The sequence below is a fragment of the Phycicoccus sp. 3266 genome, from assembly GCF_031456495.1.
Classification (GTDB): Bacteria; Actinomycetota; Actinomycetes; order Actinomycetales; family Dermatophilaceae; genus Pedococcus.
The window spans coordinates 1,036,777-1,047,841 of the sequence record NZ_JAVDUW010000001.1; the positions used below are offsets into that span (position 1 = coordinate 1,036,777).

11 protein-coding genes and 1 tRNA gene are annotated in these 11,065 nt (G+C 73.4%); 7 read left to right on the top strand and 5 right to left on the bottom strand.

The window, feature by feature from the left end:
* The first annotated feature begins 175 nt into the window (after window positions 1–175).
* Entirely contained in the window at window positions 176–1,180 is a 1,005-nt protein-coding gene (locus J2X64_RS04915; RefSeq protein WP_310150461.1) for a hypothetical protein, read from the top strand.
* Between the two features lie 291 nt (window positions 1,181–1,471).
* Here the strand turns inward: J2X64_RS04915 and J2X64_RS04920 are convergent, their stop codons facing one another.
* The 3 genes from J2X64_RS04920 to J2X64_RS04930 form a co-directional block, all read right to left on the bottom strand.
* Complete coding sequence (locus J2X64_RS04920) at window positions 1,472–2,452, bottom strand: ribose-phosphate diphosphokinase (protein WP_310150464.1); 981 nt, start codon at window positions 2,450–2,452, stop codon at window positions 1,472–1,474.
* Window positions 2,449–3,921, bottom strand: a complete 1,473-nt coding sequence (gene glmU / locus J2X64_RS04925) for a bifunctional UDP-N-acetylglucosamine diphosphorylase/glucosamine-1-phosphate N-acetyltransferase GlmU (protein WP_310150466.1) — start codon at window positions 3,919–3,921, stop codon at window positions 2,449–2,451. The genes J2X64_RS04920 and glmU overlap by 4 nt, the downstream gene beginning before the upstream one ends.
* A 227-nt stretch (window positions 3,922–4,148) precedes the next feature.
* Window positions 4,149–4,227: transfer RNA gene (locus J2X64_RS04930), tRNA-Gln, on the bottom strand.
* A gap of 148 nt (window positions 4,228–4,375) precedes the next feature.
* On the opposite strand from J2X64_RS04930, the gene J2X64_RS04935 reads away from it, so the two are divergent.
* From J2X64_RS04935 to J2X64_RS04950, 4 genes are all read left to right on the top strand, one after another.
* Window positions 4,376–5,365, top strand: a complete 990-nt coding sequence (locus J2X64_RS04935; protein WP_310150470.1) for a fatty acid desaturase — start codon at window positions 4,376–4,378, stop codon at window positions 5,363–5,365.
* Window positions 5,366–5,568: 203 nt separating this feature from the next.
* On the top strand, window positions 5,569–6,612 hold the full coding sequence (locus tag J2X64_RS04940) for a hypothetical protein (protein ID WP_310150472.1): 1,044 nt from the start codon (window positions 5,569–5,571) through the stop codon (window positions 6,610–6,612).
* Window positions 6,609–7,544: a formyltransferase family protein gene (locus J2X64_RS04945; RefSeq protein ID WP_310150474.1), complete on the top strand. Its 936-nt coding sequence runs from the start codon at window positions 6,609–6,611 to the stop codon at window positions 7,542–7,544. The genes J2X64_RS04940 and J2X64_RS04945 overlap by 4 nt, the downstream gene beginning before the upstream one ends.
* Before the next feature lie 117 nt (window positions 7,545–7,661).
* Window positions 7,662–8,261, top strand: a complete 600-nt coding sequence (locus J2X64_RS04950) for a TetR/AcrR family transcriptional regulator (protein WP_310153126.1) — start codon at window positions 7,662–7,664, stop codon at window positions 8,259–8,261.
* Here J2X64_RS04950 and J2X64_RS04955 read toward each other — a convergent pair.
* Window positions 8,248–9,072: a methyltransferase domain-containing protein gene (locus tag J2X64_RS04955; protein ID WP_310150476.1), complete on the bottom strand. Its 825-nt coding sequence runs from the start codon at window positions 9,070–9,072 to the stop codon at window positions 8,248–8,250. The genes J2X64_RS04950 and J2X64_RS04955 overlap by 14 nt on opposite strands.
* A 64-nt stretch (window positions 9,073–9,136) precedes the next feature.
* Between J2X64_RS04955 and J2X64_RS04960 the strand changes: the two genes are divergently transcribed.
* Window positions 9,137–9,655 carry a MarR family transcriptional regulator gene (locus J2X64_RS04960; RefSeq protein WP_310150478.1) on the top strand — a complete coding sequence of 173 codons (519 nt, stop codon included), beginning with the start codon at window positions 9,137–9,139 and terminating at the stop codon, window positions 9,653–9,655.
* On the opposite strand, the gene J2X64_RS04965 is transcribed toward J2X64_RS04960, so the two are convergent.
* Entirely contained in the window at window positions 9,656–10,486 is an 831-nt protein-coding gene (locus J2X64_RS04965; protein WP_310150480.1) for an alpha/beta hydrolase, read from the bottom strand.
* Between the two features lie 16 nt (window positions 10,487–10,502).
* On the opposite strand from J2X64_RS04965, the gene J2X64_RS04970 reads away from it, so the two are divergent.
* The gene (locus J2X64_RS04970; RefSeq protein WP_310150482.1) at window positions 10,503–11,063 is read left to right on the top strand and encodes a PadR family transcriptional regulator; all 561 of its coding nucleotides are present in this window, start codon (window positions 10,503–10,505) and stop codon (window positions 11,061–11,063) included.
* Window positions 11,064–11,065 lie beyond the last annotated feature (2 nt).

The following is an 11,065-nucleotide window of genomic DNA, read 5'->3' on the forward strand; positions in this document are numbered from 1 at the left end:
ACCTCTGCTAGCAGAGGTTCGTGCAGTCAGCGCAGGATGCTGCATCTGCTGAGCCGAGCAATGTCTGCTGAGACAAGGTGGCTACGCCGTCCACAGCCGAGGATGGCGCCCGGAGGTGTCCACAGGTCCGGGCAGGCGCGTCGTGCCTCTGCCGCCCCGGGTCGAGGCTGAACCGGTGCAGCCCGCCGACCTGGCCGACCACGGCGTCATCAGCACCGCCTCCCTGCGCTCGATCGGCATCGGCCCGAGCGCGATCCGCCACCGGGTCCGGCAGCACGAGCTCCTGCCCCTGGTGCGCGGTTGGTATGCCGTTCGGCAGCCCGGGAGCGCCCGTGCGCCGTGGGACGGAGCCGACCGCTTCGAGACCGCGACGCTCCGCCACGCCCTGGTGGCGACGGCGCTCGTCCGGTCCTTCGACGGTCGGGTGGCTGCCAGCCACGCGTCCGCCGTGGTGCTGCACGGAGGGCGGCTCTGGCGATCCGACCTGTCCACCGCGCACGTGGCCCGCGTGGTCGACGACCACTCGCGGCACCGTCGCGGGGCGGTGATCCACCCCTCGACCGGGCAACCTCCGATGCTGACGACATCCGGGGTGGCCACGGTGCCGGTGGCGTGGGCGGTCGTCCAGGTGGGGCTCGTGCCGTCGGTGGACGGCAGGCCCTCGGCGATGGAGAGCCTGGTCGCCGCCGACGGCGCGTTGGCTGCGCAGCTGGTCACCCGAAGCGAGCTGGACGTCGCGATCGACGCCCACGGTGGTCATCCACACATCGACGCAGTCCGTCGGCTGCTGGGTGCTGCCGACGGACGCCACGAGTCGGTCGGCGAGACGCGGCTCGCCCACGCCCTGAGGCACCTGGGCTACACGGTCGTCCCCCAGCTCGAGGTCTGCGTCGACGGCCGCAGGTACTTCGCCGACTTCGCCCTCGACGCAGAGCCTGTGCTCGTCGAGTTCGACGGGCTGGGCAAGTACCTCATGGCCGCGAACGGGGTGGCGGCAGCACCCGACCCAGCCAGCCGCGCCCGGTTCGCCGTGGCAGCCCAACGGCGCAGGCAGGACGAGCTCGAACAGGCCGGGTACGAGTTCGCGCGCATCGCATGGAGCGACCTCGAGGACCTCAGCGTGCTGCGGGCCAAGGTCGAGCGGGCTCGTGACCGAGCACGCCGTCGTCGAACCGCCTGACCGCAGTCATCGCTTCCCCCGAGGGCAGCCGGCCCGTGGCCGCAGCCCGGGCGCCGTCACCGCACGGCCTCACGGCTCGCCGCGCCACCCTCCTGTGATTCGCAGCCGTGCTCAGCAGACCTTCGTGCGCCCAGCAGGGGTTCGAACCTCCGCTGAGCGCGCGAACCTCTGCTAGCAGAGGTTCGCGCCGACCCAGCAGAGGTTCGTGCCGACCCAGCAGAGGGTGGTGCCGTCAGCGGGGGCGGAGGAGGATCAGCCGACGGGAGCCGGTCGGCGAGGACCGAGAGGGGCTCAGGCGCGACCGTCGAAGAGGCTCGTCACGGAGCCGTCCTCGAAGACCTCCTGGATGGCCCGGCTGATGAGCGGTGCGATGGACAGCGTCGTCAGCTTGTCGAACTCGTGCTCGGGCGGGATGGGCAGCGTGTTCGTCACGATGACCTCCCGCGCCTGGCAGGCCTTGAGCCGGTCCACGGCCGGCCCGGACAGGATCGCGTGGGTGGCGGCGATGACGACGCCCGCGGCACCCTCGGCCATGAGCGCGTCGGCCGCCTTGGTGATCGTGCCCGCCGTGTCGATCATGTCGTCGACGAGCACGCAGACGCGGCCCTCGACCTCACCGACGACGCGGTTGGCGACGGTCTCGTTCGGCCGGTCGATGTCGCGCGTCTTGTGGATGAACGCCAGGGGGGCGCCGCCGAGCCGCTCGGACCACTGCTCGGCGACCTTGATGCGACCGGCGTCCGGGGAGACGACGGCGAGCTGCTCGTGGCCGTACTTCTCGCGCACGTACTCCGAGAGGATCGGCAGCGCCATGAGGTGGTCGACCGGCCCGTCGAAGAAGCCCTGGATCTGCGCGGTGTGCAGGTCGACCGCCATGAGCCGGTTGGCGCCCGCGGTCTTGAACAGGTCGGCGACCAGCCGGGCCGAGATCGGCTCGCGGCCACGGTGCTTCTTGTCCTGGCGCGCGTACCCGTAGAAAGGCAGCACCACGGTGATCCGCTTGGCCGACGCCCGCTTCAGGGCGTCGATCATGATGAGCTGCTCCATGATCGCGTCGTTGATCGGCGTGGTGTGGCTCTGGATCACGAACGCGTCCGAGCCACGCACCGACTCCTCGTAGCGGACGTAGGTCTCGCCGTTGGCGAAGTCGTACGCGCTCGTCGGCACCAGCTCGGTGGCGAGGAGCTTGGCCACCTCCTGCGCCAGCTCGGGGTGCGCGCGGCCCGAGAAGACCATGAGGTTCTTCTCGGTGGTCCTCAGGATGCCGGTCACGCCTGGTCCTGCCCTTCACTGCTGGAGTCGGTATGCCGGGCGGCCGCCTCGGCCGCCTCCGCCGTCCGGGTGCCCGCGCGCGACCGCGCGACCCAGCCGTCGATGTTGCGCTGGCGACCCCGGGCGACGGCGATCTGGCCGGGGTCGACGTCGCCGGTGAGCGCGGACCCCGCGCCGACGTAGGCGCCGTCGGCGACGTTCACGGGCGCGATGAGCACGGTGTCCGAGCCGACGAACGAGTGCTTGCCGATCGTGGTGTGGTGCTTGGCGACCCCGTCGTAGTTGGCGAAGATCGTCCCGGCGCCGATGTTGGCGCCCTCCCCGATGGTGGCGTCACCGGCATACGTCAGGTGCGGCACCTTGGCGCCCTCGCCGATCTTGGCGTTCTTCGTCTCGACGAAGCCGCCGATCTTGCCGCCCGCACCGAGGTCGGTGCCCGGGCGCAGGTAGGAGAACGGTCCGACGGTGGCCCGCGGGCCGATCACGGCGAGGTGCGCCTCGGTGCGCTTGACCTCCGCGCCGTCGCCGACCTCGGTGTCGCGCAGCGTGGTGTCGGGGCCGATCGTCGCGTCGGCGCCGACGGCGGTGGCGCCGAGCAGCTGGGTGTTCGGCAGGAGGGTGGTGTCGCGGCCGATGGTGACGTCGGCGTCGATCCACGTGGTCGCGGGGTCGACGATGGTGACGCCCTCGCGCATCCACTTCTCGGTGAGCCGGCGGTTCAGCTCGCGGCCGAGGCGGGCGAGCTGCACCCGGTCGTTGACGCCCTCGGTCTGCCACAGGTCGTCGACCACGTGGGCGCTGACCCGCCCGCCGTCCTCGCGCGCCAGGCCCAGGACGTCGGTGAGGTACTTCTCGCCCTGGGCGTTGTCGGTGCCGACCGACGCCAGGTGGGTCCGCAGGACGGCCGCGTCGAACGCGTAGATGCCCGAGTTGATCTCGGTGATGGCGCGCTGCTCCTCGGTGGCGTCCTTCTGCTCGACGATGCCGACGACCGAGCCGTCCTCGCCGCGCAGGATCCGGCCGTAGCCGGTGGGGTCCGCGAGGTGCGCGGTGATCACCGTGACGGCACTGCCCGACTGCTCGTGCTCGGCCACCAGGGTGTGCAGCGTCTCGCCGGCGAGCAGCGGCACGTCGCCGTAGGTGACGAGCACGGTGCCGTCGAGCTCGGGGAGCGCCTCGAGCGCGCACTCGGTCGCGCGCCCGGTGCCCTTGACCTCGTCCTGGTCGGCGATGACGGCCTTCGGGTCGACCTCGGCCACGTGGGCGGCGACGAGGTCGCGTTCGTGGCGCACGACGACGGCGAGGTGCTGCGGCTGCACGGCGCGGGCCGCGGCGATCGCGTGGCCCAGCAGGGACCGGCCGCCGATGCGGTGCAGGACCTTGGGGGTGGCGGACTTCATCCGGGTGCCCTCACCGGCGGCGAGGACGATGACGGCGGCGAGGCGGGAACCGCCTGCAGGGGTGCTCACGCGCGAACGCTCCAGGTCTCTGGTCGGGTGCGTCGGTCGCCGTCATGCTACCGGTCGGTCAGCCCCCGCCCGACCGGCGCCGGCGCGCCCGCTCGGTGCGCCGGCTCGCTCCGCTCGCGCGGCTCCCCGGGTAGGAGCCGCGTCTGCGAACTGGCTCGCTCCGCTCCCCACTTCGCCGCTGCTCCCCGGATTCCTCCCGGGTGCGCAGGCTCGCTCCGCTCGCTCGGCTCCCCGGGTAGGAATCGAACCTACGTCGCTTGTCCTGATTCAAAGTCAGGCGGGCCCTGCCAGCAGACCAACCGGGGAACGGCCCGTCCGGGCCGGTCACAGGGTATCGGGGCCCTCCGGCGGCGCCGACCACGTCGACAGCCGCCCGTGACAACCTACGAAAACGTAGGTTACGGTTTCGTAGGTTCGCAGCGACGCGACCGACCGCGCACGGAAAGGTCCCCCCATGACGACCGTGACCCCCTCGGCCACCGACTCGACCGCCGCCCCCGCAGCCACGGACACCCCCTCGGCGACCGCCGCCCCCGCGACCACCGGCACGGCCCCGGAGCGCAAGGGCAACGGCGAGCAGCTGACCCTCGCCCTCTTCATCGGCGTCCCGTTCCTCGCCCTCCTCGCCGCGATCCCGGTCGCCTGGGGCTGGGGGCTCGGCTGGCACGACGTGGTCATCGCGCTCGTCACGTATGCCGTCGCCGGCCACGGCATCACCGTCGGCTTCCACCGCCACTTCACCCACGGCTCGTTCAAGGCCCGGCGGGGCCTCAAGGTCGCGCTCGCGGTCGCCGGATCCCTCGCCATCGAGGGTCCCGTCGTCCGCTGGGTCGCAGACCACCGCCGGCACCACGCCTTCTCCGACCGTGAGGGCGACCCGCACAGCCCGTGGCGCTACGGCGAGACCATCCCGGCGCTGGCCAAGGGGCTGTGGTGGGCGCACACCGGCTGGCTCTTCGACGTCGAGCAGACCCCGCGCGGCAAGTACGCCCCGGACCTCATGGCCGACCCCGACATCCAGCGGGTCGACCGGGCGTTCCCGTGGATCGTCGCCTCCTCGATGCTCCTCCCGGCGCTCGTCGGCGGCCTGTGGTCGATGAGCTGGCAGGGCGCCCTCACCGCGTTCTTCTGGGGCTCGCTCGTGCGCGTCTCGCTGCTGCACCACGTCACCTGGTCGATCAACTCGATCTGCCACACCATCGGCGAGCGGCCGTTCCGCAGCCGCGACAGGTCGGGCAACGTCTGGTGGCTGGCGTTCCTCTCCATGGGCGAGTCCTGGCACAACCTGCACCACGCCGACCCGACGTGCGCACGCCACGGCGTGGAGAAGGGCCAGATCGACTCCAGCGCCCGGGTGATCCGCCTCTTCGAGAAGGCCGGCTGGGCGTACGACGTCCGCTGGCCGGTGGCCAAGCGCCTCGACGCCCGCCGCGTGCAGGCCTGACCCGCGGACGCACCCGCGGTCCCCGTCTCCACCATTCGGCGTACGCCGGGGAGGCCGGCCGCTGGTAGAACGCTGGCTACGGCCCGCCGGCCGGCCACGTCCGTCGCCCGACGGCGCGCCGGGCGTGGGCCGCGCACCGGGCGTGGGCCGCACGCAGGGCTTCTCACGGGGGTGGCAGGACGATGGGTGCAGGGACGACGGACGTGGGCTCCGCCCTGGGCGCCAAGCTGCGGGTGGTGCTCGACGAGCTCGCCCTCGACCTGCGCGGGCGCGTCGTCCTCACCGAGGCCGCCACCGGCCCCTACGTCGTGACCGCCCTGCTCGCCGCGCTGGCCGGGGCCGAGGTGTACGCGTACGCCAGGGACACGGCATACGGCACCGCCACCCAGGCGATCGACGCCACCCGCGCCGCAGGCGAGGGGGTGGCGCCCGCCCGCGACATCACCTACCTGAGCGAGCTCACCCCGGAGGTGGTCGCGAAGGCGGACGTCATCACCAACAGCGGCCAGCTGCGGCCGCTCGACGAGTCGCTGCTGCGGCACGCCAAGGACTCCCTCGTCATCCCGCTCATGTTCGAGGCGTGGGAGTGGCGTGAGGGTGACCTCGACCTCGCCTACGCCCGCAGCCGCGGCATGACCGTCGGCGCCACGAACGAGCGTCACCCGGCCGTCGACGTCTTCGGCTACCTCGGCGACATGGCGCTGCGCCAGGTCCTGGACGCCGGCACGACGCCGTACCGCAACCGCTTCGTCCTGCTCACCAACAACGACTTCGGTCCCTACATCGCGCGGGTCCTCGGCACCGTGAGCGCGGGCCTGGCCGTCGTGGCGCCCGACGACCAGCGCGAGGCGTATGCCGGGCTGCCCGGCGTGGACTGGGTCGGCGGCTTCCCCGCGGTGAGCCTCCCCGACGAGTACCGCGACGCCGAGGCGGTCGTCTTCACCGCCTACCCCTTCGACAGCACCTGGATCGGCGAGGACGGCCCCGTCGACGTCGCCGCGCTCGCGGCCGCGCTGACCCACCCCCGCGTCCTGCGGTATGCCGGGGACGTCGACGTGCGCGCGCTCGAGGACCACGGTGTCGCCTACTTCCCCCGCGAGGTGCCGTCCGGCCACATGGGGGTCCTGCCGTCGGCCATCGGCTTCGACCCCGTGATCCGGCTCCAGGCCGGCGGGCTCAAGGCGGCCGAGGCGATGCTCACCGGCCGGCACCTGCACGCCGGGGTGCCGGTGGTCGAGCTGCTGTGACCGCCGTCGACCCGCTCGTCGCGATCGGCAGGTCACGCCTGCTGCACGACTCCGTGGAGCACCTCGCGGCGGCGGGTCACCGGTTCGCGGCCATCGTCACCGCACCGCCGTCCCCGGAGTACGACGTGGGCCCGGCGGAGTTCGCGGTTCTGGCGGATCGGCTCGGGTGCGAGCTGTTCGTGGTCGAGAAGGGCGGTGTGCCCAAGGAGGTCGCCGCGGCGGTCGAGCGGCACCGCCCGGCGGCGGGCATCAGCGTCAACTGGCAGTACGTGCTGCCCGGGCCGTTCCTCGACCTGTTCCCCCACGGCCTGCTCAACCTGCATCTCGGGAACCTCCCCGACTACAAGGGCAACGCCACCGTCAACTGGTCGATCCTCAACGGCGAGAACGAGATCCACGCGAACGTCCACCGGATGGCGGTCGAGCTGGACGCCGGCGACGTCATCGCCCGCACCCCGATCCCCCTCGACGAGACCACCTACGTGGGGGACGTGCTCGCCCGCGCCCGGGAGCTCGCGCCGGAGCTGTTCCGGGAGGCTCTCGACCGCCTCGCCGAGGACCCCGCGGCCTGCGTCGTCCCGGGGTCCACCGCCGGCCTGCGCTGCTACCCGCGGCTGCCCGAGGACGGCCTGCTCGACTGGAGCCGCCCCGCGTGGGAGGTCGCCCGGCTGGTGCGTGCCTCGTCCCGTCCCTACCCGGGCGCCTACAGCTTCCTCGGCGGGAGGCGCGTCACGGTCTGGCGGGCGGCTGTGGCCGACCGCACCGACTTCCTCGCCGTGCCGGGCCACGTGCTGGGGCCCGGCACGGCGTCGACGCTCCTGGTGGCGTGCGGCGACGGGGCGCTCGAGCTGCAGGAGGTCACGGTCGGCGACGACGCCGTCGAGCCGGCCGCCCTGACGCGCAGCATCCGGGCCCGGTTCTCCTCGTCCTGACGGGCCGCGGCCGCCCGCCGGCGGCGCACCGCGCGACGAGGCGACCCGGCATACCGGCAGAATGGTGAGGTGAGCGACACCCAGGGGGTACCGGCGACGAGCGCAGCGCGCTCGCGCATGACCGGCAAGCAGCGACGCGAGCAGCTCATCGAGGTGGGGCGCAAGCTGTTCGCCGAGAAGGGCGTCGAGGGCACGACCGTCGAGGAGATCGCCGCCAAGGCGAGTGTCTCCAAACCCGTCGTCTACGAGCACTTCGGTGGCAAGGAGGGGCTGTATGCCGTCGTGGTCGACCGCGAGATCGCCGCGCTGCTGGGGTCGATCACCGGCGCCCTGAGCACCGAGATGGGCAGCCGCGAGACGCTCGAGCGGGCGGCGCTGGCGCTGCTCGACTACATCGAGACGTCGACGGACGGGTTCCGGATCCTGGTGCGGGACAGTCCTGCCGGGCAGTCGACCGGGTCGTTCGCGAGCCTCATCTCCGACGTCGCGAGCCAGGTCGAGCACATCCTCGCCGCAGAGTTCAAGCGCCGGAAGCTCGACCCCAAGGCCGCCCCGCTCTATGCGCAGATGCTCGTCGGCATGGTCGCGCTGACCGGCCAGTGGTGGCTCGACTCGCGCAAGATGAAGAAGGCGGACGTCGCCGCGCACCTCGTCAACCTCGCCTGGAACGGCTTGGCCGGCATGGAGAAGAAGCCGGACCTCGTCACCCGCCGCTAGCGGCCGGACGGGCCGAGTGGCCCACGCAGAAGACGCGGCGGAACGGGAAGACCACACCGACCTGGGTGCGCGGGTACGCCGCGCGGAGCCGGGCGTCGTACCCGCCGAGGAAGGCGTCCCGCTCGCCCGCGTCGGGCAGCGCCTCGAGGACCGGCCGCAGCCCGGTGCCGCGCACCCACTCCAGGACCGGGCTCGCCTGCACCCCCTCGGGGTCGAGGACGTGCTGGTAGGTGGTCTCCCAGGCGTCGACCTCCAGCCCGGCAGCGGCGAAGAGCTCGACGTAGCCGGCCGGCTCGTCGACGGCCAGCCGCTCGAGCGCGGGTCGCAGGCGGTCCGCCGCGGGGTGGGCGGCGGCGACCTCGCGCATGAGGCGGTGCGACGGCGCGTCGAGGTTGCCGGGGACCTGCATCGCGAGCCAGCCACCGGGGGCCAGCGCCGCGGCCCAGGCGCGCAGCAGGTCGCGGTGGCCCGGCACCCACTGCAGGGTGGCGTTGCTGACGACGACGTCGGGGGCGGCGCCCAGGCTCGCGAGGTCCCAGACGGACAGGTCGGCCTCCACCCACTCGACCCGGCCGTCGCGGTCCAGCGACCGCGCCGCGTCGAGCATCTGGGGCGAGGAGTCCACGCCGACCACGCGGGCGCCCGGCCACCGGTCGGCGAGGGTGAGGGTCAGCGGTCCGTTGCCGCAGCCGAGGTCCACCACCAGCCGCGGTTCGACCGCACCGACCCGGGCGAGCAGGTCGCCGAACGGCCGGGACCGGTGGTCGGAGAACCTCGCGTACTGGTCGGGGTCCCAGGTCGTCGTCGCCATCGCCGTCTCCCTCGCTCGAACTATCTTGATATCAAGATACTTGACGACGGCTACAGTTTCCACCATGACCCCCCAGGCGGACGACGTCGACCGGATCGTCGACGCGTGGCGACGCGAGCGCCCCGACCTCGACGTCGCCCCGCTGCACGTGCTGTCGCGCATCTCGCGGCTCGCCCGCCGGCTCGACCTCGACCGGGCGCAGGCCTTCGCCCAGCACCAGCTCGAGGGCTGGGAGTTCGACGTGCTGTCGGCGCTGCGGCGGTCCGGCGCCCCCTACGAGCTGTCCCCCGGCCAGCTCATCCGCCAGACCCTCGTCACCAGCGGGACGATGACCAACCGCGTCGACCGGCTCGAGCGCCGCGGCCTGGTCGAGCGCAGCCCGAGCCCGACCGACCGCCGTGGGGTCATCGTGCGGCTGACCCCGACGGGCCGCGACACCGTGGACGCAGCCATGGCCGACCTGCTGACGCGGGAGCGGGCGCTGCTGTCCGACCTCTCGGGCGAGGACCGCGACCACCTCGCGGCGACGCTGCGCGACCTGCTGGCACCGTTCGAGTCCGAGGCCGCCCCGGCGGGGGGCTGACTAGGCGGGCTCGCCGCGCACCCAGCGCAGGACCGTCGTCGCCAGCGGGGTCCACGACGGCTCGGCGTCCGTGCCGTCGTTGAGCATCCCCCACCCGTGGCCGCCGGGCGTCGACACGAACCGCTTGGTCCGCACGGGCGCGGTCGCGAACGCCGCCCGCGTCCGGGCGGCCTCCATCGTCCGGTCGCCCGGCGCGATCGCGACCAGCAGCGGCACCGTCACCAGCGGCGCGGCCTCCTGCGCCGACGGCACACCGAACCCGTCGAACGGCCCGGACAGGTCCACGATCGCGTCCGCCCCGGCCTGCTGCCCGACGCCCAGGGCGATGACACCGCCCATCGATGCACCCACCACCGTCACCCGCTCTGCGCCCTGCTGCCGCGCCCAGTCCACCGCGAGCCGCACCTGCGCCTCCGGGTCGGCCGCCAGGGCCGGCGTGCACCTCGCCCTGCCCCACCCGCAGAGGTCGACGAGCACGCCTCGGATGCCGCGCTCGGCCGCCCACGCGGCATACGACACCCACCCGCAGAACCCCGAGGGCGCGGTCTGGTGCAGGTAGACGGCCACGGTCGGGCCGGTCCCCACGGTGGCGGCCGTCATCACGCTGCCGTCCGGCGCGCGGAGGTCGACCAGTGCGCCACCCTCGAAGGGCACCTTGCACCGCTCCGCGACCGTGGTCGGGGTGGCGATCGGCAGGGGCTGCGGGGTGCGCGTGGCGCCCGTCCGCTCGGGCGCGGCCCCGCCGGCTCCGCACCCGGCCACGGCCAGCGCCAGCGCCACCACGACTCCCAGCGGCCCCGGCGACCGCGTCCCCACCCCACGTCTGTGCATATGTCAACATTGACATATGCCCCCTCGGACGTCCATCCCCTCCCACCTCGGCTGCGCCGTCCTCGGGCTGCTCGCCCGCCGGCCGCGGACCGGGTACGACCTCGCCAAGGCGATGGAGCGGCCCGTCGGCTACTTCTGGACGGCGCAGCACAGCCAGATCTACCCCGAGCTCGCCCGGCTCGAGTCGGCCGGCCTCGTCGAGCACGAGGTGGTGGAGGGCGCGGGCCCGAGGCCCACCAAGCGGTATGCCGTGACGCCCGCCGGCCTCGAGGCGCTGAGGACGTGGGTCGCCACCGAGGCCGAGCCGCAGGCGGTGCGCGACCTGGAGACCCTGCGGCTGTGGTCGGTCTGGACGGTCGAGCCCGAGGTGGCCAGGGGGCTCGCCCGCGAGGCGCGCGCCCGGCACGCGGCGGCGCTCGAGGCCTACCGCACCGAGCTCGACGCGCTGGCCGGCGACCCTGACGCACAGGACCGCACGCACCCCCTCTTCGCCAGCCGGCTCACCCTGGAGGGCGGCGTCCGGACCCGGCGGGCGGCGGTGGAGTGGTGCGACTGGATGCTCGAGCAGCTCGCCTGACG

Excerpts from the sequence above, each read along its gene's own strand:
- J2X64_RS04935 (WP_310150470.1), top strand. The coding sequence starts at position 4,376 with ATGACGACCGTGACCCCCTCGGCCACCGACTCGACCGCCGCCCCCGCA.
- J2X64_RS04950 (WP_310153126.1), top strand. The coding sequence starts at position 7,662 with ATGACCGGCAAGCAGCGACGCGAGCAGCTCATCGAGGTGGGGCGCAAG.
- J2X64_RS04955 (WP_310150476.1), bottom strand. The coding sequence starts at position 9,072 with ATGGCGACGACGACCTGGGACCCCGACCAGTACGCGAGGTTCTCCGAC.
- J2X64_RS04960 (WP_310150478.1), top strand. The coding sequence starts at position 9,137 with ATGACCCCCCAGGCGGACGACGTCGACCGGATCGTCGACGCGTGGCGA.
- J2X64_RS04965 (WP_310150480.1), bottom strand. The coding sequence starts at position 10,486 with ATGCACAGACGTGGGGTGGGGACGCGGTCGCCGGGGCCGCTGGGAGTC.
- J2X64_RS04970 (WP_310150482.1), top strand. The coding sequence starts at position 10,503 with ATGCCCCCTCGGACGTCCATCCCCTCCCACCTCGGCTGCGCCGTCCTC.